This window comes from Microbulbifer sp. YPW1 (assembly GCF_013367775.1).
Classification (GTDB): Bacteria; Pseudomonadota; Gammaproteobacteria; order Pseudomonadales; family Cellvibrionaceae; genus Microbulbifer.
Window position 1 is genome coordinate 3,226,906 of record NZ_CP055157.1, and the last position, 21,274, is coordinate 3,248,179.

Sequence of the window (21,274 nt, forward strand, 5' to 3'; positions counted from 1 at the left end):
CGGCCGCCTCGTGCGGGGCTAGGGCAGGGCGACGACGTTCAGCAGCGTGTCGATCACCCGATCGGCACTGATGCCTTCCCCCTGGGCTTCAAAACTGAGCCCCAGGCGGTGGCGCAGGCAGTCGTGAATCACGGCATGAATATCCTGCGGGTCCACGTAATCGCGGCCCTCGAGCCAGGCGTTGGTACGCCCGGCCTTGTCCAGTGCGATGGAGCCCCGCGGGCTGGCACCGATTTCGATCCAGCGCGCCAGTTCTTCCGACAGCTTGGCCGGATGGCGGCTGGCTTCAACCAGATCTGCCATATAGCGCGCCATGGCATCCGACACATGAATGGCGGCGATTTCCCGGCGTGCATCGAACACCGCCTGTTGCGGAATAACGTCAGCCGGCTGCCGGGGTTCTGCCGCATTGCCCTCTGCGCTGGCTTCCGATTCACGTTTGGCTGCGGCAATTTCCTCGCTGCGCACCAGTTCGATTACCTGCACTTCATCTTCTACCGGCGGGTAGGTGATCAGCACGTGCATCAGAAACCGGTCCATCTGTGCTTCCGGCAGCGGATAGGTGCCTTCCTGCTCAATGGGATTCTGGGTGGCCATCACCATAAACAGGGGTGGCATCTTGTGGGTTTTGCCGGCTACGGTGACCTGGCGCTCCTCCATGGCTTCGAGTAACGCGGACTGCACCTTGGCGGGTGCGCGGTTGATTTCGTCGGCGAGCACGATATTGGCGAAGATTGGACCGGGGTGAAAACGAAACTCAGACTTCTGTTCATCGCGGTAGAGCATATCGGTGCCGGTGACATCCGCCGGCAGCAGGTCGGGTGTGAACTGGATGCGGCTGAAATCCGCCTCCAGGTTTTTCGCCAGTGCCTTGATGGCTCGTGTTTTGGCGAGCCCGGGCAGCCCTTCCACCAGCAGGTTGCCGTTGGCCAACAGGCCGATAATCAGGCGCCGGATCACATCCCGCTGGCCCACAATGGCGCGGCCCATGCCTTCTTCCAGCGTTGCAATCTGTTCCCTTGCTGACATGGCGCATCCTTCTTCAGCCACTGATACTGCGTCCCTCATTAACGCTAGCAGATCGCAGGCGGAGGAAGTGGACGCAAGAAGCTATACTGGGTGCCAATTAAAAGTATAAAACCGGAGGCAAGATGCGCACGCCGATCATCCTTTTGCTCGCTGCCCTGCTGGTTGGCGGGTGCAGTGAAACCGTGGACGAGAAGGGCGCAGAAACTACAAAAAGTTCAAGCCCGCCGCTGCGTGCGCAAGCGGATCGCGCATCAGCGATGGACGCGGTGGTTGCAGTAAAAGGGCATTCCGGCAAGGCGCCTGGCGCGGATGGCAACACCGACTATGTAGGGGCGGAAGCCTGCGCCGGCTGCCACCAGCAGGCGTTCGCCGACTGGCAAAAATCCCACCACGATCTGGCAATGAAAGCGCCAACGGCGGAAACCGTGGTGGGCAATTTCGATAACGCGAAATTCGACTATTTCGGCACCGAGTCCACCTTCTATCAGCGGGACGGCCAGTATTTTGTGCAAACGGACAATGCGGAAGGCGAGCTGCAGGAATTTCCTGTCGCCTACACCTTTGGTATTTACCCGCTGCAGCAGTACCTGATTGAATTGCCCGGCGGCCGTCTGCAGGCCCTGAGTGTTTCCTGGGATTCCCGCTCCAAAGAAGAGGGCGGGCAGCGCTGGTTCCACCTGTACCCGGACGAGGAAATCAAACCTGGTGATCCCCTGCACTGGACCGGAATCAATCAGAACTGGAACTTCCAGTGTGCGGATTGTCATTCCACCAACCTGCACAAGAATTACGACCCGGCATCGCAAACCTTTTCTACCGAGTGGTCCGAGATCAATGTTGGCTGTGAGTCTTGCCACGGGCCAGGGCAGAAGCATCTGGACTGGGCGGCTCAACCGGAAGATCAACGGGCAGCCGATGCCAACCAGGGCTTTGCGATCCGTTTTGATGGCCGCCGTCAGGCGCGCTGGGCTATGGATGGCAAGACGGGAATAGCGCACATCCAGAACGAGGTGCAGACCCAGCAGGAAATCCCGGTGTGTGCCCAGTGTCATTCCCGTCGCGGCACCCAGCATCCCGGTGTCAGGCCCGATGATGATTATCTGGATTTCTTCCATCCCGCTCTACTGAGCGACGGCCTGTATCATGCTGATGGTCAGATCAACGATGAAGTCTATGTGTGGGGCTCATTCCTGCAGAGCAAGATGCACACCGCAGGCGTTACCTGCAGCAATTGTCACAACCCACACAGCCTGGAATTGCGCGCGCAGGGTAACGATGTATGTGCCCAGTGCCATCTTCCGACAAAGTTCGATACGGCAGAGCATCACTTCCACCCGGCGGACAGCGAAGGCGCCCAGTGTGTGAGCTGCCATATGCCAGACAAGGTGTACATGCAGGTGGATGCGCGCCGCGATCACAGCTTCCGCGTGCCGCGCCCGGACCTGAGCGACACTATCGGCTCCCCCAATGCGTGCATCGGGTGTCACACGGACCAGTCCAATGCCTGGGCGGCGGCGATTCTTGAGAAAAAGTTCGGCGAACCTGATCCCCATTACGGGGAGGCGCTTTATGCCGGGCGCATGGGCGCGGCGGATGCGGAGAGCCAGTTACTGAAGCTGGTGATGGACGACAAGCAGCCGGAAATTGTGCGCGCCACCGCGGTATCCATGTTGCCGCGCTATCTGTCTCAGACCAGTGCGCAGGTTCTGCAGGTCATTGCCCAGGGTGACGACGCGCTCCAGCACCTCGGCCTGGCGCAGTCCCTTGATCAGGTGCCGCAGCAGGTACGCCCGGCGCTGGCGATCCCGTTGTTATATGAAGATGAGCGGGTAACCGCATCCCTTGCGGCCAGTGCCATGGCGGGGGCGCCGCTCAGCCAGTACCCGGAAGAAGTGCGCAAGCGTTATGCAAAGGCGCTGTCAGACTATGTGACTACTGCGGAATTCAACAGTGATCGTCCGGAAAGTCTTGTCAATCTGGCGTCTTTGCGAGGCCGTGAGGGAAATCTTCCTGAGGCTGAGCGGTTGCTGAAGCAGGCGGTGGAACGTGCTCCGTATTTCACCCCCGGCGTGATTAACCTGGCGGACCTGTATCGGGCAAGCGCTCGTGAGGCGGATAGCGAGGCATTGCTGCGCGACGCCTTGAGCAATACCTTCGACAAGGCACCGATCCAGCATACGTTGGGCCTGGGCCTGGTCCGACAGAAGAGAATGACGGAGGCGCTTGAAATGTTGCGGGCCTCTGCGCACAGTAATTCTGCGACACCACGCTACATCTATGTGTATGCAATTGCGCTCAATTCACAGGGCAAGCCTGATCAGGCGATCGATGAACTGGAGCGAGGGTTGACACAATTTCCCGGTGATCGCCAGATTCTTTCAGCCCTGGTATCGATTCACCGTGAGCAGGGGAATGCGGCACTGGCGCAAAAATATCAGCAGCAACTGCAATAGTTTCCAGGGTGGAAATAAAAGAGCGCGGTAGTTGCCGCGCTCTTTTTTGTCTGGAAAAGCTGGATAGGAGGGAGTTCTACCGGCTTTCGTTTACCTGCATGGCCGCTTCAATGGCCTTGTTGATATTCAGCGAGGCGGACTTCTGGCGCGGTGGGAATTCCTTGAAGGTTTCCAGGTGCTCGTTCAGGATCTGGATCGCCGGTTGGAACACCCAGCTCTTGCGCATGATCTGGTGGAATCCGGTAACGCCATCGTAGTGTTCCAGCGGGTCCTTGCGCAGGTTGAACAGCTTGGGCATGGTGTGGGTGACCATATCCTCGTAGTAGCGTCCGCCCGGTTTGGTGGCGAAGTGCATTTTCCAGGGGCCTACCCGCAGCGCGGTTAACTGGGATTCGTAGTAGTAAAAAATTTTGTTGCGTGCAGACTCCTCACTTTTACCCATCCAGTAATCGAGATTGTTTTCCCCGTCGATATACACCTTGTCTGACTTCTTGAGTTTTTCCCGCAGGTTTGGCTCGCCCAGTGCTGCAGCAATGGTTGGGAACACGTCTTCGTGAGAGGAGATCCCGTTGCGCTTCAGGCCGGCGGGGATCTTGCCGGGCCAGCGCACCAGGAATGGCACGCGTACGCCACCCTCCCAGGTTGTCATTTTTTCACCGCGGAACTTCGTGGTGCCCGCATCCGGCCAGCTGCTTTGCTCGGGACCGTTATCGGTGGTGTAGATGACAATGGTGTTGTCGGCAACACCCAGCTCATCCAGCTTGTCCAGCAGCTTGCCCACATGGCCGTCGTGTTCAATCAGGCCACTGCCAAACAGATCATCCTCTGAGCTAAGCTGGGTAGCCAGGTTACGGCTCTCGTCTTTCAAATGAATGTACACATGCATACGGCTGGTAGCGTGCCAGATAAAGAACGGCTTGCCCGCTTTTTTTGCGCGCTCCATAAAGTTCAGGCTGCGCTCCAGGATTTCCTCGTCAAAGGTTTCCATACGCTCGCGGGTAAGCGGACCGGTGTCGGTGATCTTGCCATCCGCGTAAGACTCGATGACGCCGCGGGGGCCAAAGTTTTTCTTGAACTCCGGATCCTTCGGGTAGTCCTCCTGCTCCGGTTCCTCCGATACGTTCAGGTGGTAGAGGTTGCCGTAGAACTCGTCGAACCCGTGTTTGGTCGGCAGGTGTTCGTCCAGGTCACCCAGATGGTTTTTGCCGTATTGCGCGGTCATGTAGCCCTGGTCTTTGAGAAACTCTGCCAGGGTAGGGTCGGCTTCCTTGATCCCCAGCGGGTTGCCCGGCTGGCCAACCGTGGTCAGGCCCGTGCGCACCGGAAGCTGGCCCATCAGGAAGGCCGCGCGACCGGCGGTACAGCTGGGTTGTGCGTAGTGGTCGGTGAACAGTACGCCCTCGTTGGCGATCCGATCAATGTTGGGCGTCGGGTAGGTCATGCCGTGGGAATAGGCGCTCAATGAGATCTGTGCCACGTCATCCACCATGATGGCGAGGATATTTGGTTTTTCGGCGGCTTGTGAACTGATCGACGCGGTGAGCCCGACCAGCAAGGCTGCGGTAGTGGCAAATAACGGTAAAGCTTTCACGAGAACTCCTGATACCACAATAAAGTGTCCCAGCAAGCATAGTTGAGCGTTTGTGGCGTTACGGCTAATCCCGTGCCAACGCAAGGCGACTTATCGATTGTGTGGTTGTACGCCTACTTGTTTGGTGGCACGTACTGATACCGTGCCTTCCAGTCGCGGGGAGATTGTCCGGTCCAGCTTTTGAAATTGCGGCTGAAAATTGCCACGTCGGCATACCCCAGATTGAGTGCCAGGTCGGTGATGCTGAGCTGCCCGTGCTGCAGGTTGCGCTGGGCCACTTCCAGTCGGGTTTTCTGTAACAGTTCGCGAAAGGTCGTTTTTTCTGCCTGCAATTTCTTTTGTAGCACCCGGGGATGGAGGTTGAGGGCAGCGGCGACGCGCTCGATATTGCACTCGCCACTGGGAAGCAGGTTGCCGATGATGTGGCAGACCTGGGCCTGCAGGTTACCTGGATAGATGGTTTCCAGTAGCTGGATCCGTTGTTGAAAGTGCTCCCTTAACAGCTCCTCATCCAATTGCGGCTTTCGTGAGAGCCAGATGAGGGGGAAGCTAATACCGCCGAATTCGCTCTGGTACAGGATATGTCCCTCGTACCTTGCGGGCATCTTCAGAGCTTGGGCGGGGGCTGCCTGTGGCAAGTGCAGCTTCAGGCTGCTCGCGGCGCTGCCGACCATTTGTGAAAGCAGGTTGAAAGCCTGCCCGGCACTCAGCTGCATTAACTGGACGAGCCCTGAGGCGTTGGAAAAATCGAAGCTCAGCTGTAGTTCCAGTGTGTCTCCACGGGTGGCCTGCTGTACGTGAACGCCGTAGGCATGCAGGCTGATGTGCTGCCTGGAATAGACCAGCGCGTCAGCCAATGTGGGCTGCTGGCGGATGGATAACCCGATTTCTCCCAGTGCCAGAGGACCCTGGTGCGCACACAGGCTAAGGCAGAACACCGGATCGCCGCAGGCGAGGGCGGTCGCGTCCAGCAGGTCGGCGAGACGGGTGTACGAGACATAGGTATTCGGGTCGCGCAGCTGGGCACTGCTGAAGCCGAATTGCTGCAGCAGGGTGGTCGGGTTCTGCCCGTACTGGCTCACCAGCTGTTCGTAGCCTTCGATGGCACCGCTGCGGATTAGGAACATGTTGGGCTCCTCTTCGGCTCGTCGTTCTCTACGGGCTCAATATAGTTCGCAAATAGTCAAGTTGTGTTCGCAAAAAGTCAAGTTAGTGCTTGCTCTCCTTCCTAGACTGGCGCTGTTCCCTCACTCCTGTGAATTGGTCGCTGAGGGCAGGGGGAAACACAATAAAAACTATTGACTCAACTACTGGAGAACGGCGATGAGTGAAGCAAAAACCCCGGTTATGGACCTGTTGGCCGCAATGCAAAGCGGCGGCGTGGTATCCCGCGATGACGCCAAAGAGGCGATCCTGATTCAAGAAAATGACCTGCCCTGGGTCAGCCTGCCCGACGGCTCACTGCTGCAGGTTCTGCATGTAGACCTCAACCAGAACCTCTGGATTATCCGCAACAAGTTCAAACCCGGTTTCGGTGTTGAAACCCACTATCACACCGGTCCTGTGTTTGCGGTGACCACTGCGGGTGAATGGTTCTACAAAGAATACCCCGAGAAGATCAACAAGGCTGGCTCCTACCTGTTCGAGCCTGCGCACTCCGTACATACCCTGACCGTTGCAGACGATGCCACGGAAGACGCGGAAGTCTGGTTCGCGATCTTTGGCAGCAACGTCAATATCGACGACGACGGCAACGTGACCAGCGTGCTGGACGCCAAAACCGTGATGACTATTTACCGCGCGCTGTGTGAAGCCGAAGGTAAAACCTGCGAGAACATGATCGTCGTTGGCGAATAACCGGTTGGCAGAGCGCGAGGTAACTATGAGTCAGTTGAACTCGGCTTTCGTGACCGGGGCTGGCGGTTTTATCGGCCGCCACCTGGTGCGCCAGCTACTCACTGAAAAAGTGAATGTTGTGGCGCTGATGATGCCCGGAGAGCGCGTACCCGAAGAGTGGGCGCTTTGGGGCGATCAGCTGCGTACGGTCATTGGCGATGTGCGAACGCTGACCAGCCTCGCGGATGAAATCGGGCCTGTGGATGCGATTTTCCATCTGGCCGCGGTGGTCGGTGACTGGGGTGCACTCCAGTCCCATGTGGATATCACCGTACATGGCACCGAGCAGGCCATTGACCTCGCCTTGCGCTGGGGATCCCACTTTGTGGTCACCACCAGTGTCTGCGCCTACGCCAGTGCACTTGCCAAGGGCAAGCTGGATGAGCAGACGCCTCTGGGCAAGCCCTGTTCCCCCTACGAATTCTGTAAGCAGGAACAGGAGAGGGTGACCCTGGAGGCTGTGAAGCATGGTGGGCTGAAAGCCACCATCGTGCGTCCGGGCAATGTCTTCGGCGTTGGCAGCGGACCCTGGGTCAATACGATGCTCGAGTTGTTGCGCGCTGGGCAGCCCTGCCTGCTGGGTCGTGGCGACTGGGATGCGGGCCTGGTGCACGTGGAAAACCTGGTGGCGATGCTGATTACTGCAGCGCGCTCAGAATGTCACAACGGTGATATTTTTATCGCAGCAGATGGTTATGGCGTTACCTGGCAGCAGTATTTACGTCGCCTTGCCGCAATTGCTGGTGCACCGGATCCCAAGTCTGTCCCCAATAGTCTGGCCCGCACTCTGGCCCCGGTGCTTGAGTTCTTTGGCCACCTGTTCAGGCAGAAACAGCGCCCCATGATTACCCGGCAGTCATACCGACTGATGGGCGGCCCTAACGAATTCTCCAATGAAAAAGCGCGTCGCGAGCTGGACTTCCGCCCCCTGGTCACGTTTGATCAGGCCATGGGCGAGCTGGAGAACCATTTCAAATCCGCGGCGAAAGTCTGAGGGTGAACAATATGAGTAGCTGGAAATATGGTGCGCCCAGAGTGGCGTTTGTATCCGGTGGTGGCAGTGGTATTGGCCTGAACCTGACCCGGGCACTGCTGGCCGACGGCGCTTCTGTGGCAATTTTTGACCTGAAGGTAGAAGACGCTCTACTGGAAGAGTTGCGCGGGCTTTGTAAAGCGAACAGCGCCAATGTCGAACGTTTTGTGGTGGATATTACCGATCCCGTAGCGGTTGAACGCGCGATGGATGAAGCCGCTGCAACGCTTGGGCATCCGGACTTTGCCATCAACTGTGCCGGTATTCTGCGCACTGCGGTATTTACCGAGATGTCGTATGAAATGTTCGACCAGAGTATCCGCGTCAACCTGTACGGCAGCCGAAACTTCGCTGCCGGTGCGCTGAAACATATGCGTACCGGCGGTCACATAGCATTGATTGCATCGCTGGCGGGCATGTGCGGCAGCTATACCCACGGTGCCTACGCAACCTCGAAATTTGGTGTTGTTGGTCTGGCCGAAGTACTGCGCACCGAGCTGAAACCCGAAGGCATCGACGTATCCGTAGTATGCCCGGGCGAAATCTCTACCCCGATGCTCGAGGAAGAGCGCCGGGTGGGCAGTCCGGTGACCGAAGCATTGAATGAGTTCGCTGGCGTCCTGCCGGTTGAGGTTGCGGTAGACGGCATTCTCGACGGATTGCGCCAGCGCGAATTCATGATTACCCCGGGGTTCCGGGCGAAGCTCACCCGTTACCTGGCCCGCAGCCATACCGGGCTGTTCCGCTGGATTGTGGACAGCAAGGTGGCGAAAGCGCTGGTGCGGTTTGGCGACAAGGCTACGGCGAAATAATTGGATACTTGCTGGCCAGATTGTCATTTAAATTACAAACTGCCACCGGGATATGATGATTTACTGCGGCACTAAAACCGGTTTTTAGTGTCGCAGTTGCTTGACCGGAAACCAAAACAATAAATGTCGGAGCGATTATGGGAGATCAAAACATGCAAGTACGGGAAATGAGCCGGGATGCAGCCAACCTGGCGGAGTTTATTGGCCAGTGCCTGGAAAAATTCCACGATAAACCCGCTTACCACTGCCTCGGGCAGACGCTGACCTTCGCCGAGATTGACCAACAGTCCCGGCATCTCGCCCAGTGGTTACAGCACGAATGCGGCCTCGAAGCCGGCGACCGTATTGCCATCCAGCTGCCAAATATCACCCAGTACCCCATCGCCGCTTATGCCGCACTGCGTGCCGGGCTGGTGGTAGTGAATACCAACCCGCTGTACACGCCGCGGGAAATGCAGCACCAGTTTTCCGATTCCGGTGCCAAGGCACTGGTGATTCTTGCTGACTTTATCGACAAGTTCGATGAGATCAAATCAGCCACCCAGATCGAGCACGTTGTGGTAACCGGACCGGCAGACCTGCTGGGCAAGGCCGTTAGCGCGCCAGACGGGTACCATGGTTTTGTCGATGCGGTGACCCTTGGCGCTGATTGTGCCGAGCTGGTGGAGAGCACCGCGACCCGCGAGGATATCGCGGTACTGCAATATACCGGTGGCACCACCGGTGTAGCCAAGGGCGCGAGCCTGACGCACGCCAATCTGCTGGCCAATACCGACCAGATGCTCCAGCGCATTATGCAGCGCGGAAACGAAGGCGAGGAGATCTTCGTCTGTCCGCTGCCGCTGTACCATATCTACGCGTTTACCGTGAATATGCTGACCTTCTTCGGTATGGGCAGCATGAATGTATTGATTCCCAACCCGCGGGACATCGACGGTTTCGTGAAAATGATTGCGCCGTTCCGCTTTACCGGTATTGCCGGCCTTAACACGCTGTTTGTGGGGCTTTGCCGTCACCCGGAATTCAAGCAGCTGGATTTCAGCAGCCTGAAAATGACCTTCTCCGGAGGTACCGCCCTGACCAGCAGCGCGGCCGAGCTCTGGCACCAGGTGACTGGCTGCCCGGTAACCGAGGGCTGGGGCCTGTCCGAGACCTCACCGGTTATCTGCCTGAATGAATTCGGCCGCGAAGAAATCGGTACCGTGGGCCCGGTACTCGAGAACACCGAAGTACAGGTGTGGGACGAGCAGGGCAATGCGCTGACCCAGGGCGAGAGCGGTGAACTGGTGGTACGTGGCCCGCAGGTGATGCGGGGCTACTGGAACCGGCCGGAAGAAACCGCCAAGGTCATGCACAATGGCTTCTTCCGCACCGGCGACGTGGGCATGATCCAGGACAACGGCAATATCCGCATTGTCGATCGTCTCAAGGATATGATCATCGTATCCGGTTTCAACGTGTACCCGAATGAGGTGGAGGATGTACTCTGCCGTCACCCGCAGGTCATCGAGGCCGCAGTGATCGGTGTACCCAGTGAGCAGACCGGCGAAGCCGTATGTGCCCATCTGGTGGTGGACGGAGAGATCGACCAGCAAGCACTGATCGAATTCTGCCGCACACAGCTGACCGCCTACAAGGTGCCCAAGCAGATCGTCATTCAAAGTGAGTTGCCGAAGTCTACGGTGGGCAAGATTCTGCGCCGGGAGCTCCGTACCGAGCCGGCTTGAAGCCAGACCGACCTACGAAAACGCAGCCTGTGGCTGCGTTTTTTTTGCCCGTTGCTTTTCCGCACTTTCGATTCCCCCCTGTCTACCGTCGTACTAAACCAGCGAGCGGCTAGACTGTAGGCAGTAGACCGACTTGCGTATTCCCGGATCAGTGAGATTGAGGAATTCAGCGTCGGGTCGCCATCAGCAACTGTTTGTAAATCATGACTCCAGCACCCATCCGCCTTTTGCTAAGCCTGCTTTCGTTATTGGCACTGCTATCCGGGTGTGGGGACTCCAGCGACATCGGAATGGCCGCACAAACTCGACCCGTGACAACCAGCCTGAAACCCGCCACCGATTCGCGACTTGCGGAAGGGATTCGCGATGCCGCGACGGGCAAGTCCGATAAGCTGTCGGGCTTTTACCTGCTGGATGATGGTTTGTCCGCTTTTGTTGCCCGGGCAGTGTTGATCGAAGAGGCGACAGTCTCGCTTGACCTCAAATACTACATTTACGAAGACGATAGTGTGGGCCGCCTGCTGACCAGCCTGTTGCTGAAAGCCGCAGACCGGGGCGTGCGGGTGCGCCTGCTGGTGGATGACCTGGGTACCCGTGTGGTCAATCCCTGGATTCTGGCACTGGATCGCCACCCCAACATGCATATCCGGGTATTCAATCCCGTCGAGGGACGCAGTGGCGTCAAGCGCGCGCTAGAACAGGCGGTTAATCTGGGGCGAATCAATCACCGCATGCACAACAAGTTGTTGGTAGCTGATGGCCTGGCAATGATCACGGGTGGGCGCAATATTGCCGACGGTTATTTTTCCAAGTCGTCAGTTGAGTTTCTCGATGTGGATGTGCTGGCGATCGGTGAGGTCTTGCCCCAGTCCGCACAGGTTTTTGATGACTACTGGAACAGCGCGGTTTCGGTATCTGTCTCAGAATTACTCATTGCCGATGATGAAACACACAACCTTGAAGAGCTGCGCAAGCGCACGCGCAAGTTGCTCGCGGACGAGGCGGGCAGCGAATTCACCCGCGCCCTCGATCAATCCAAGATGGCGGCGGAGCTTTCCAATGGCGATATTCCTTTCCGGTGGGGAAAGGCCAGGCTACTGGCCGACCCCCCGGAGAAGGCGCTGGGTAAGGACGATATTCCCCGCGAGGAGTATCCTGGATTCCAGCTTGAGGAAATCATTCGGGATTCGAAGGAAAGACTGAATATCAGCGCTGCTTACTTTATTCCCGGTGTGATCGGCACCGACCTGTTTACGGGCTTGGAAAAACGTGGCGTCAGCGTCGGTATTCTCACCAACTCTCTGAGCAGTAATGATGTGGCAATCGTGCACGGTGCCTATGCACGCTACCGCAAGCGCTTGTTAAGAGCGGGCGTAGATCTCTGGGAGCTGCGCACCGTGGCCGGGGAAGAGCGACGCAAAAAGTGGTTCCGCGGAGAGTCCAAGGCGACGTTACACGCGAAAACTTTTGTGATGGACCATCAGCTCGGGTTTGTCGGCTCGATAAATCTCGATGGCCGCTCACTGCTCTGGAATACCGAAATTGGCTTGTTGATGGAAAACGCGCAGGTCAATCAGCAACTGCATGAACTGTTTACGGAGTGGGTTGCGCCGGATTCGGCCTGGGCGGTGAAATTGTCCGACTCCGACAAGCTGGAATGGCATGCAGAAGATGAAGACGGTAACCCGATCGTGGAACACAAGGATCCGGAAACCACGCTTTGGCAGAGGAGCCTTTCGTGGCTGTTGTCCTGGTTACCCATCGAATCTCAGATCTGAGCTTGTTCCCGTCACTTTCTTGCGTGACGGTTTGCTGTGTTTTTGCGTCGCAATTCAGGGCGCAGGCACAACCTCATAGACTACCTGGGTGCCAGCATAGCTGGGACGGTACCAGGTGCCATCGCAGTCCTCATAGGCCACTCCGTTCACCACGCGCTCCGCACACTCCCCGGGCAGGCTGTACACCACTGCGCCGACCGCAGCGCCCGCAGTAACACCCGCCCAGTAACCGGGGGCAGGGTAGGGCCAGTAATGTCCGTGATGCTGCCCCCCGCCGCCACCGTGCGGAGGGCGATGTTCCGGGCGCGGGCCGTGATAGGGCGGGACCGGATGGATGTCGCCTCCCATTGGCCGGTCGGGACGAGAGGGACGCATCGGGCGCGCGGGACCGTTGGGGCGAAGTCCCATACCACCAGTAAAGCCCGGGTGAATATTCATGCGCGGACCGGCAAAATGACCGCCGCCGAAATCCGGTCGCGCCAGTGATTGGGCGGTAGCCCACAGCAGAGTCCCGCTCACCAACCCGATACACAGTGTTTTGGCGAGGAGGGTATGCCCGGAGCGCAGGTGGTTATTCATTTGGATCCTCCTCGCTAACCCCCTCCGCGCGGTTGACTTGCGCTGGCTTCAGTTTTTTAAACGGGATTTTGCGAAAATCCTTGTCCATCTTGGGGGTGAACAGGTTGTCGCTGAGAGAGGTCCGATCGTTCCACTTGATGGTTGCGGTAAAGCGGGGCTGCCCATAGGCGTGATAGCTGACCGTGGATATTTTCAGCGGTAGAGGATCGTCTCCCTGGGTTACCCATGCTTCCCAGTCCAGCTTGGGGCCGCGAAATGCCCAGTGATCAACGGTTTTTCCCTGTAGTTGAGACTCGCCGATATAGACCGCACTCTCTACGTCCAGCGCCTGCCCGCCTTTCGCTCCCCAACCGATCAAATCCACCAGGGGAATTTCCAGGCCGTAAACTTGTGCGGCACGCATAAGTGCTTCAACGGAGGAAGACCGGGCTTCGATGAGGCCGTAGTATTTTTCATTCGGGGCAATGATCGTCAGCTGTTCGCCATCGTGATAGATCAGTCGGCTAATACTTTCTGTCTCGAGTTTCACCAGCAGCTGGTTGGGGCGTTTGAAGTACACATGGGTTGTGCCGGCAATCTGGATTTTTTGTCCGTTGTCGAGTATTACATCGGAAGTGAGTTCGGTTTCGTAGACCAGGCGTGACTTTCCAGATAGATGTTTTTCCAGGCTGCGAACAATTTTGGTGGCTTCCTCAGCTGGATCTTCGCTAGTGGACTTTTGCTGTGAGTCTTGCGCAGCAACCGATGATGCCCAAAGAACCGGGTTGGCGAACGTAAAACAGAGAAGCAAAAATTTCAGAAACGTCATGGGTAAACCCGTTCCTCTCTTTACGCCCTTTCTTTACATTTGAAAGCAAACCGATTCGACAAATAAAAGCCGTGACGACAGCATATGATGCTTTTGGCCAACGCCAAAACTTTGCTAACTTTCTGGGTTTATTTGGGGAAAAGCATGATCCAGTTCAGGCGGAATCCCCAGTCCTGGGAACCAGTGGCCGGGCTTTCCGCGTAGTAACGCGGACCTGCCTGAACCTGATAGGTCTGTTTGCCGACCTTGAAAACTTTGGCCACGAGAAAATGCACCGGTACGTTCCACTGTTCGGTCTCCCAGTCGTATGTGGATTCCGTCTGTAGCGTAAATGTCCAGGATTTGGGCGTGTTGTATGCCAGGAAGGGCTGTACGAAGGTACTGTTCACGTCGGCGCGGTTGTCATCCCCGGCGAAAGACCAGATATGATTCACCAGGCTACCGATGGTCCAGGGACCTGTCTGCTTGAGCACTACCCCTGTGGGCCCTGCACCCCATTTCTCCGTACCCAGCAAGGGTTCGGTGCCGGTTGGTACGAGGAATACAGGGCCGACACCCCAGGTAATACCGCCAGCGCTGGGTTCAGCGGGCGAGAAAAATGCACTCTGCACCGTATCCCCCAGTCCCGTTTGATCGCCACTGCCAGGAAAAATATTCTCCTGGTTCATGACCGGCAAAATGGTGCGGCTGATCAGGTTCCATTTTTCGTTAAGGGAGATGGGAATTACCGGCTGGACGTTCAGGGTGAAGCGGCGTCCACCCTCGGTTGGGCCGACACGATTGTCCCAGTTGTATTGAAACGGCACACTGATCAGGTCAGCCACTGGATTACTGAGCTTTTTGGCAAGATCTTCATCGGCGCTGGACGCAGAGCTGAACAGTGCCAATAGCAGAATGGCGGCTAAATTTCGGTACATGCTTTCCACCTTTGACAGAGGTACTACGGAACATCTTTCTCCAGTCTAGATGTACCGTGACTTGAATGTTCTTTGGTGTCGTGGTTGTCGACATGCACTGAAAAATGGGAAGGATCACATGACAGCGAGGGAATAGCTCGGGGGAATGAAAGTTGGGCGAGGTCGCGTTCGTTTGACGAGAAAATTTCAGGGAGTCTCGCAGCGGGCGCAAAAACGCACCCGCTGCGGGCCCCGACTGCCAGTAGGTTTACTTGGCCGCCATCGCGAGAGCGACAGTTCCGGGACCGAGATTGATACCGCCAGAGAGGCTCATTACCGAACGGTAGAGTCTTACCTTGTGTGCTTCAGCGACTTTTTCGAGTTCCTTGAAACCCGGGGTCAACTCTAACTCTTTCAGGGGGCCTGCAATACTGACCACAATGGCCGGCATCAACAGTCCGCCGGCCTGTATTTTTTCTGCGGCCAGTTCAAACAGTCGTTGGGTGCAACCGTCGTAGGTCTTGACGGTATCGGCAACGGTGGAACCTTCGTAAGTCATGGAAATGATGGGGTGCAAACTGAGTGACCGGGCCATAAACGCCTTCAGCCAGCTCACGCTTTTTTCATTTTTCTGGCGACCGCGTTCGCGCAGGTAATATACATCCTGGATCGCGGCATAGCCGACGATTTTACGACCGAACTCTTCCGCGCGGGACTTGATCTGCGCCCCAGTCAATCCCTTTTGAATCAGCGACAGGGTATACAGCGCCAGCAGGCCCTGGCCTGAAAACAGGGTGTGGGAGTCCACAGTGTGAATATTCACCGAGTCGTTGCTCAACTTGCGAGCGACGTTCAGCGCATTGGTGTAGGTGGGGCTGTTGGCGGCATTGATGGTCTGGACAACGATGTCCTTTTGCCCTTGCTGGACCAGCTCGGTAAGTACCTGCTCGATTTCAGGCTCCCCGGCGGGGCCGGAATTGACCACCCGAGAGCGGTCTACCAGAGAGCGGGAGTAAAAGTGGTTCATTTGCGCGGGGTTGCGCTGGTCCCCAAACATGTCTTTGCCCACGCTGATGCTGTGGGGTAATACCGGCACCCGGTATTTGCGCAGCAATTCGTCGGGAAGATCACAGCCGGAATCGACAACTAACTGAACCATGGGATACCTCTTATTCTGCGGCTCACTGTCAGAAAACTGCGATCAAATTTAGCACTTTGTCACAATTTGCGACAGCTCCAATCGGGAGCTGTCTGGCTGCAAATGGTGACTATTTGGTCGGGTATTGCCCCCCTGAAGATGCGCCCCTAGCGGCGCTGCGAAAGCTGTTTGACCTGAGAGCGTACAAAATCCAGCAGGGCGGGGGATCCGCTGCGGACTTCGAGATCCTCCGGCAGATCTGTGACCAGCCATTCCACGGACCAGTCCAGTCCCTCGCCACCCTTGAGGCTATGGGCGGCACTCTGTACTTCCAGTTCAAGGAATGGCAGTTCGCCGCTCAGGTACAACTCGATGTCCCCCTCGCCGCTCGCCATTTCACGTATGGAGACCTTGGGATACACCTTGAGATACAACAGCTGATCCACCGCATAAGCCAGCCAGCCCTCGGTTCCGTTTGCAATTACCTTACCTTCGACCAGTGGTGCGCCAGCTTCCATGGGGAGCCAGAGAGTATCGTCCTCAAGTTCGTAGGCCACACGGCCGCGAACGGTCTTCACGCTGTCGGTGGTAACCGGGGCAAACGCCAAGCCGCGGTTGGGCACCCGCGTGATTTCCCAGGCGGCGATTTCCGGGAAATCCTGGCTGGCGTCAATGCGATAGTCCACGGTGGCGCTTTGCCCGCTGTTCAGAGTGACCGTCTTGCTTATCCGGGCACCGGCGCCATAGGCGCTAGAGAGGGTTGCAGTGTCCACTGAACGGACAGACACGGTGTAGGGCGCCGTGTCGTGCTCGGGGATCGGTGGCCAGTTCCACAAGGTCTGGGGGCTCAGCCAGAAGGTGGAGCCAAAGCTGTTCTCTCCCGGTTGCGGAACAGCCAGCAGGTCGCGATCCCCGTACCAGAGCTCGGTGATACGCCCGCCGTATTCCGGGTCCAGTGCCAGCTTCAGGGTATCTTTGCTCAGCCGGATGGTAGTGTCTTCAGCGGCGCTGGCGGAAGCCGCCAGCAGCGCTGACAGTCCGAGGACTGCCGAGGTGTTTTTCAGTATCTGGGTAACCATGATGCTTCAGCCCCCGCAGCGAATCTGTGCCTGTTCACCCGCGCCGGGTACGAACTTGATGTTTGCCACCGCCATGGCGAGCTTGCCCTCGCTGTGGAATGACAGGCCTTGGGATACCCGGGAAAAGTCTGCACCGGCTTTGGCAAAGCACTGCAGGTCGATGGAGATTTCTGACCAGTCTCCCTGCGGCAGGTCAGCCAGAGCCTGTTGTAGCGGCAGCGAGCCGTTGCAGTTATCGCCGTCACAGGCAATGCCAGCAAATACCGGTGCTTCGGGCGCCTGATCTACACGGATATCCATGGTGAGGGCGGAGCCCTCCTCGAGATAGCGGGTCAGGTCCTGGGGCTTTTGTGTCTGCAGCAATACACTGCCGGCGCGCAGGCCCTTCCAGGTGAGCGCGCGAGCATCTTCCTGGGACAGCATGTCGATGGAGGCAACGGTGATGTTGTCGTCGGCGCTGCTGGCCAGGTTGCCACTTACCCAGAGCGGATCCTGTTCACTGTCGGCAATAAAAAGTTTCCAGGGCGCGCGGGGACGCGACACCATCAGCCAGGCATCTTCGAGTTCACCGTCCACATAAGATTCGCCGTCTTCCCCCAGTTGATTGGCGACCAGGCGGTCGCTGCCCAGATTTTCGCTGGTGTAATCGAGTCCGTATCCGTAGGCGAACAGCGGCGCATAGTTTTCATCGTTCCGGTTGATAACGGTCTGGTGTACCTGCTCCGGCCAACTGAAGGACAGGCGTCCGGTAAAGTCGTAGCGCTTTTTCCCATCGCCATCGGTGAGGATAACGTCTGCTACCCCGGCTCCTTCGGAGCCCGGTAGCCACGCGGCCACAAAGGCGTCGGACAGGTTCATTTCCTTGTTTACCCACAGCGGGCGGCCGGACAGGAAGACGCTGACCACAGGGATACCCTGTGCTTTCAGTTTTTGCAGCAGTTCCTGGTCTTGTTTGCTGCCCAGCTGGAATTCAATGCTGGCCAGGTCGCCGTGCCACTCTGCATAGGGCTCTTCTCCATACACCACAATGGCCACATCGGGCTTGGCGGTATCGCCAAAGGCCCCGGCGGGAATATCGCCGTTCCCACTCAGCACTACATGGCCCCCGGCGGCGTCCACGGCCTGTTTGATACCGGTGTAAATGGAAGTTGCACCGGGGAAATCTTCTGCGGTATTGCCGGTTCCCTGCCAGGAGATGGTCCAGCCACCGCTTTGCTTGGAGATATTGTCGGCGCCGTCACCGGCTACGAGGATATTTTTGCGCGCATCTAACGGCAGAAGTTCGCCGTTGTTTTTCAACAGTACCAGAGACTTACGCACGGCTTCACGGGCGATGGCGCGGTGTTCTTGGCTGCCGAGGACCCCGGTCTTGCCTGCCAGCGGGCGGTCGCGTTCAAACAGACCGGCGCGGATCTTTACCCGCAGGATACGGCTTACCGCATCGTCGATCCGGCTCATGGGAATCTCGCCACTTTTTACCTGGGCGATGGTGTTCTTTAGCAGCGCCTTCCATTCGGCAGTGATCATAAACATGTCGAGGCCGGCATTGACCGCTTGGGCACAGCTGTCGACGGTACAGCCTTCTACAAACCGGTGACCGTTCCAGTCGCCAACCACAAAGCCGTCAAAGCCCAGACGTTCCTTGAGGACATCGGTGAGCAGGTATTTATGGCCGTGCAGGCGTTTTCCGTTCCAGCTATTGAATGAGGCCATCACCGACTGGACCCCGGACTCCAGCGCAGTGAAGTAGCCCGCGGCGTGGATTTCTGCGAGCTCTTTTTCACTCACCTGAGTGTCGCCGCGGTCGATACCGCGCGTGGTACCGCCGTCACCGACAAAATGCTTGGCGGCGGAAACCAGATGGCGGCCATCGAGAAATGCGTCGCTGTTCTTTTCACCCTGAATGCCCTTGATCATTTCGCGGGCGTAGGCGGCGACGATTTCCGGGTCTTCGGAATAACTTTCAAAGGTGCGGCCCCAGCGATCGTCGCGCACCACGGCGATGGTGGGGGCGAAGGTCCAGTCGACGCCGGTCACCGCAACTTCCCGGGCCGTGGCTTCGCCGATACGGCGGATCAGTTCCGGGTCGCGAGCGGCGCCGAGGCCGATATTGTGGGGGAACAGGGTCGCGCCGATCACATTGTTATGGCCGTGAACGGCGTCAGAGCCCCAGATGATCGGGATTGCCACGCCGCCATCGGAGGTATCCATGGATGCGGCAAAGTAGTCATCCGCCAGCTGGCGCCAGTCGTCCGGAGTGGCGAACTTATCGTTGTTAGGAAAGGTGCCGCCACCGTTCAGGATGGACCCGATGTGGTATTGCTTCACTTCTTCCGGGGTGATGTATTTGATTTCCGCCTGCATCATCTGCCCGACCTTTTCCTCGAGGCTCATGCGCGAGAGTAGCTCGCTGATGCGGGCTTCGAGCGCACTGTCGTGGGGGAGGGCGGGCTCGAGCTTGGGCCAGTTTTCCAGCGACCGCTGTTCAGTGCTGGCTGACTTCTGTACTGAGTGTTCCCGGGATTCGCTGCTGGAGGACGGATTACCCTGATCGCTGCATGCAGTGAGGCCTATGGTCAGGGCGATGGCGCCGGCAAGGCGCAGAGGTTTGATTTTTGCGAGGCTACCGGTTGGGTAATTCATGGTCACTCCGGGCGGGTATTTTTGTTGATCTTCGGTAAAAAAACAGGGCGCTCCTGAGAAAGGGTGGAACAGGAGCGCCCTCAAGAGCTGGGGCTAAGCCCCTTCAGGAGACGGTTGGTGAAGTGCAGCTGGCGCATGGCTTGAACAAATTCACGTCCCCGCTTTTATGACGTACAAGCCGCCGGAAAAGGCCCCGGCGGTTGTGGGGGATTCGGAAAAAAAGCATCCTTGCATAACGGGCGCCATCCACTGGCAGGCAAGGTGTACTTGGGAGAGCAAAACTTCATACAGCAAGTACTTTGACGTGGCCTCAGCCGCGCATCTGCTCCAGTTCCAGCCCCTTGGTTTCGTGGACCATGTAGATCACGAAGGCAACGGAGAGCAGGGCAAACAGGGTGTAGATCGCGTAGGCGCCCGCAAGACCGATACCCGTCAGCATGATCGGGAAGGTCATGGTGATGCCGAAGTTAGCTACCCATTGTGCAAGCCCCGATACTGCCAGGCCGGACCCGCGGATCTGGTTGGGAAACATTTCCCCGAGCATGGTCCACATGGCCGGGCCCCAGGAGCCGTTGAAGAAGAAGACATAGGCATTGGCGGCGACCAGCGCCAGCAACCCCATACCCTGGGACAGTTGCAATTGGCCGCTGCTGTCGAGGGTGGCGCGGGTAAAGGCGAAGGCAACCAGGCCGAGGGTGACGGCCATCCCGATGGAACCGCCCAACAGCAGGGGTTTACGGCCGATCCGGTCAATCAGAGTCATGGTAATCAGGCAGGCGCCGATACTCACCGCACCGGAGATAATATTGATCATCAAGGCGTCCGCCTCGGAAAAGCCTACGGCCTGCCAAAGCACGGCACCGTAGTAGAAAACCACATTGATGCCGACCATTTGCTGGAAGGTGGCGAGGCCGATACCCACCCAGACGATCTTGCGCATCTTGCCCACACGGCGTCCGGTACTTTCCAGCAAGTCACGCAAACGCGGGCGGTGATGGTCGGCCACCGAATCGCGGATGCTGTCCAGCTTTTCGGCAACCGCTGCCTCCCCGTAAAGCTTGCGCAGCACCGCAGTGGCCTTGGCGGTTTGTCTCGACAGCACCAGATAGCGCGGGCTCTCGGGGATCAGCAAGAGGGCGAGGAAAAACAGGGTCGCCGGGCCAATTTCGATCCAGAACATCCAGCGCCAGGCGTTGTAGCCCATCCACCATTCGTTGACCGCAGACCCGGCCACATTCGCCAGCCAGTAGTTGCTGACAAAAGCGGCGAACAGGCCGGAAATAATGGCGATCTGGTTGATGGTAATCAGGCGTCCGCGAATGGCCGCCGGGGCAATTTCGCTGATATAGGCGGGAGACATCACACTGGCCGCGCCTACTGCCAGGCCACCCAGAATGCGATAGAACACAAACTCCGGTGAGCTGGCGGCGACACCAGATCCCCAGGCGCTGATCACGAACAGCACCGCGGAGATTAGCAGCAGGGTCTTGCGCCCCCACAGGTCCGCCAGGCGCCCGGCAAAGAAGGCGCCCACGGCACAACCCAGAAGCATGGATGCCACGTTGAAGCCGGTACCGGCGGTATTCGAGTTGAATGCCTGTTGCAGGCCGGTCACGGTACCGTTGATTACGCCGCTGTCGAAGCCGAACAGAAAACCGCCGATGGTGGCAACACTGCAGATCAGAATGACGAATAACAGAGGGGGGGATTCCTGGCGGGCCGCTGCGCCCTCCAGTGAAGTCTCAATCGCTTGCATAGGGATACTTCCTGGTTCTTATCGTTTTTGCGCCACTAGGGCATTATTCCGCTTCC

At 57.8% G+C, this 21,274-nt stretch carries 16 protein-coding genes; 6 read left to right on the forward strand and 10 right to left on the reverse strand.

Annotation, left to right across the window (positions count from 1 at the left end; all coding sequences use genetic code 11):
* Window positions 1-18 precede the first annotated feature (18 nt).
* Window positions 19-1,029, reverse strand: coding sequence for a MoxR family ATPase (locus tag HUW35_RS13170; protein ID WP_181252738.1), 1,011 nt, complete (start codon window positions 1,027-1,029; stop codon window positions 19-21).
* Window positions 1,030-1,151: 122 nt separating this feature from the next.
* On the opposite strand from HUW35_RS13170, the gene HUW35_RS13175 reads away from it, so the two are divergent.
* Window positions 1,152-3,482 (forward strand): multiheme c-type cytochrome, encoded by a 2,331-nt coding sequence (locus HUW35_RS13175; RefSeq protein WP_181252739.1) that lies wholly within the window; start codon window positions 1,152-1,154, stop codon window positions 3,480-3,482.
* 76 nt (window positions 3,483-3,558) lie between these two features.
* On the opposite strand, the gene HUW35_RS13180 is transcribed toward HUW35_RS13175, so the two are convergent.
* Window positions 3,559-5,073, reverse strand: coding sequence for an arylsulfatase (locus HUW35_RS13180; protein ID WP_255463289.1), 1,515 nt, complete (start codon window positions 5,071-5,073; stop codon window positions 3,559-3,561).
* A 113-nt stretch (window positions 5,074-5,186) separates the two neighbouring features.
* Complete coding sequence (locus HUW35_RS13185; RefSeq protein ID WP_181252741.1) at window positions 5,187-6,200, reverse strand: AraC family transcriptional regulator; 1,014 nt, start codon at window positions 6,198-6,200, stop codon at window positions 5,187-5,189.
* Between the two features lie 196 nt (window positions 6,201-6,396).
* Between HUW35_RS13185 and HUW35_RS13190 the strand changes: the two genes are divergently transcribed.
* The 5 genes from HUW35_RS13190 to HUW35_RS13210 all read left to right on the forward strand — a co-directional run bounded on the left by HUW35_RS13190 (window position 6,397) and on the right by HUW35_RS13210 (window position 12,319).
* Window positions 6,397-6,930, forward strand: coding sequence for a 2,4'-dihydroxyacetophenone dioxygenase family protein (locus HUW35_RS13190; protein WP_219932567.1), 534 nt, complete (start codon window positions 6,397-6,399; stop codon window positions 6,928-6,930).
* A gap of 25 nt (window positions 6,931-6,955) precedes the next feature.
* Window positions 6,956-7,963: an NAD(P)-dependent oxidoreductase gene (locus HUW35_RS13195; RefSeq protein ID WP_181252742.1), complete on the forward strand. Its 1,008-nt coding sequence runs from the start codon at window positions 6,956-6,958 to the stop codon at window positions 7,961-7,963.
* Window positions 7,964-7,974: 11 nt separating this feature from the next.
* Window positions 7,975-8,814 carry an SDR family NAD(P)-dependent oxidoreductase gene (locus tag HUW35_RS13200; RefSeq protein WP_181252743.1) on the forward strand — a complete coding sequence of 280 codons (840 nt, stop codon included), beginning with the start codon at window positions 7,975-7,977 and terminating at the stop codon, window positions 8,812-8,814.
* 137 nt (window positions 8,815-8,951) lie between these two features.
* The gene (locus HUW35_RS13205) at window positions 8,952-10,541 is read left to right on the forward strand and encodes an AMP-binding protein (RefSeq protein WP_255463290.1); all 1,590 of its coding nucleotides are present in this window, start codon (window positions 8,952-8,954) and stop codon (window positions 10,539-10,541) included.
* A gap of 311 nt (window positions 10,542-10,852) precedes the next feature.
* A complete protein-coding gene (locus tag HUW35_RS13210; RefSeq protein WP_255463291.1) occupies window positions 10,853-12,319 on the forward strand; it encodes a phospholipase D family protein in 1,467 nt (488 codons plus the stop codon).
* A 54-nt stretch (window positions 12,320-12,373) separates the two neighbouring features.
* Here HUW35_RS13210 and HUW35_RS13215 read toward each other — a convergent pair whose 3' ends face one another.
* The 7 genes from HUW35_RS13215 to HUW35_RS13245 all read right to left on the reverse strand — a co-directional run bounded on the left by HUW35_RS13215 (window position 12,374) and on the right by HUW35_RS13245 (window position 21,218).
* Entirely contained in the window at window positions 12,374-12,898 is a 525-nt protein-coding gene (locus HUW35_RS13215; RefSeq protein WP_181252745.1) for a hypothetical protein, read from the reverse strand.
* Window positions 12,891-13,706 carry a DUF2092 domain-containing protein gene (locus tag HUW35_RS13220; protein WP_181252746.1) on the reverse strand — a complete coding sequence of 272 codons (816 nt, stop codon included), beginning with the start codon at window positions 13,704-13,706 and terminating at the stop codon, window positions 12,891-12,893. The genes HUW35_RS13215 and HUW35_RS13220 overlap by 8 nt, the downstream gene beginning before the upstream one ends.
* A gap of 128 nt (window positions 13,707-13,834) precedes the next feature.
* Window positions 13,835-14,623, reverse strand: a complete 789-nt coding sequence (locus HUW35_RS13225; RefSeq protein WP_181252747.1) for a transporter — start codon at window positions 14,621-14,623, stop codon at window positions 13,835-13,837.
* Window positions 14,624-14,870: 247 nt separating this feature from the next.
* Window positions 14,871-15,761 (reverse strand): DegV family protein, encoded by an 891-nt coding sequence (locus tag HUW35_RS13230; RefSeq protein ID WP_181252748.1) that lies wholly within the window; start codon window positions 15,759-15,761, stop codon window positions 14,871-14,873.
* A gap of 146 nt (window positions 15,762-15,907) precedes the next feature.
* The gene (locus HUW35_RS13235) at window positions 15,908-16,819 is read right to left on the reverse strand and encodes a DUF4380 domain-containing protein (protein WP_181252749.1); all 912 of its coding nucleotides are present in this window, start codon (window positions 16,817-16,819) and stop codon (window positions 15,908-15,910) included.
* Between the two features lie 6 nt (window positions 16,820-16,825).
* On the reverse strand, window positions 16,826-19,462 hold the full coding sequence (locus HUW35_RS13240) for an exo 1,3/1,4-beta-D-glucan glucohydrolase (RefSeq protein ID WP_181252750.1): 2,637 nt from the start codon (window positions 19,460-19,462) through the stop codon (window positions 16,826-16,828).
* A gap of 310 nt (window positions 19,463-19,772) precedes the next feature.
* Window positions 19,773-21,218: a sugar porter family MFS transporter gene (locus tag HUW35_RS13245; protein ID WP_181252751.1), complete on the reverse strand. Its 1,446-nt coding sequence runs from the start codon at window positions 21,216-21,218 to the stop codon at window positions 19,773-19,775.
* Window positions 21,219-21,274 lie beyond the last annotated feature (56 nt).

Excerpts from the sequence above, each read along its gene's own strand:
- HUW35_RS13215 (WP_181252745.1), bottom strand. The coding sequence starts at position 12,898 with ATGAATAACCACCTGCGCTCCGGGCATACCCTCCTCGCCAAAACACTG.
- HUW35_RS13230 (WP_181252748.1), bottom strand. The coding sequence starts at position 15,761 with ATGGTTCAGTTAGTTGTCGATTCCGGCTGTGATCTTCCCGACGAATTG.
- HUW35_RS13185 (WP_181252741.1), bottom strand. The coding sequence starts at position 6,200 with ATGTTCCTAATCCGCAGCGGTGCCATCGAAGGCTACGAACAGCTGGTG.
- HUW35_RS13200 (WP_181252743.1), top strand. The coding sequence starts at position 7,975 with ATGAGTAGCTGGAAATATGGTGCGCCCAGAGTGGCGTTTGTATCCGGT.
- HUW35_RS13195 (WP_181252742.1), top strand. The coding sequence starts at position 6,956 with ATGAGTCAGTTGAACTCGGCTTTCGTGACCGGGGCTGGCGGTTTTATC.
- HUW35_RS13190 (WP_219932567.1), top strand. The coding sequence starts at position 6,397 with ATGAGTGAAGCAAAAACCCCGGTTATGGACCTGTTGGCCGCAATGCAA.
- HUW35_RS13220 (WP_181252746.1), bottom strand. The coding sequence starts at position 13,706 with ATGACGTTTCTGAAATTTTTGCTTCTCTGTTTTACGTTCGCCAACCCG.
- HUW35_RS13170 (WP_181252738.1), bottom strand. The coding sequence starts at position 1,029 with ATGTCAGCAAGGGAACAGATTGCAACGCTGGAAGAAGGCATGGGCCGC.
- HUW35_RS13240 (WP_181252750.1), bottom strand. The coding sequence starts at position 19,462 with ATGAATTACCCAACCGGTAGCCTCGCAAAAATCAAACCTCTGCGCCTT.
- HUW35_RS13225 (WP_181252747.1), bottom strand. The coding sequence starts at position 14,623 with ATGTACCGAAATTTAGCCGCCATTCTGCTATTGGCACTGTTCAGCTCT.
- HUW35_RS13235 (WP_181252749.1), bottom strand. The coding sequence starts at position 16,819 with ATGGTTACCCAGATACTGAAAAACACCTCGGCAGTCCTCGGACTGTCA.
- HUW35_RS13175 (WP_181252739.1), top strand. The coding sequence starts at position 1,152 with ATGCGCACGCCGATCATCCTTTTGCTCGCTGCCCTGCTGGTTGGCGGG.
- HUW35_RS13205 (WP_255463290.1), top strand. The coding sequence starts at position 8,952 with ATGGGAGATCAAAACATGCAAGTACGGGAAATGAGCCGGGATGCAGCC.
- HUW35_RS13245 (WP_181252751.1), bottom strand. The coding sequence starts at position 21,218 with ATGCAAGCGATTGAGACTTCACTGGAGGGCGCAGCGGCCCGCCAGGAA.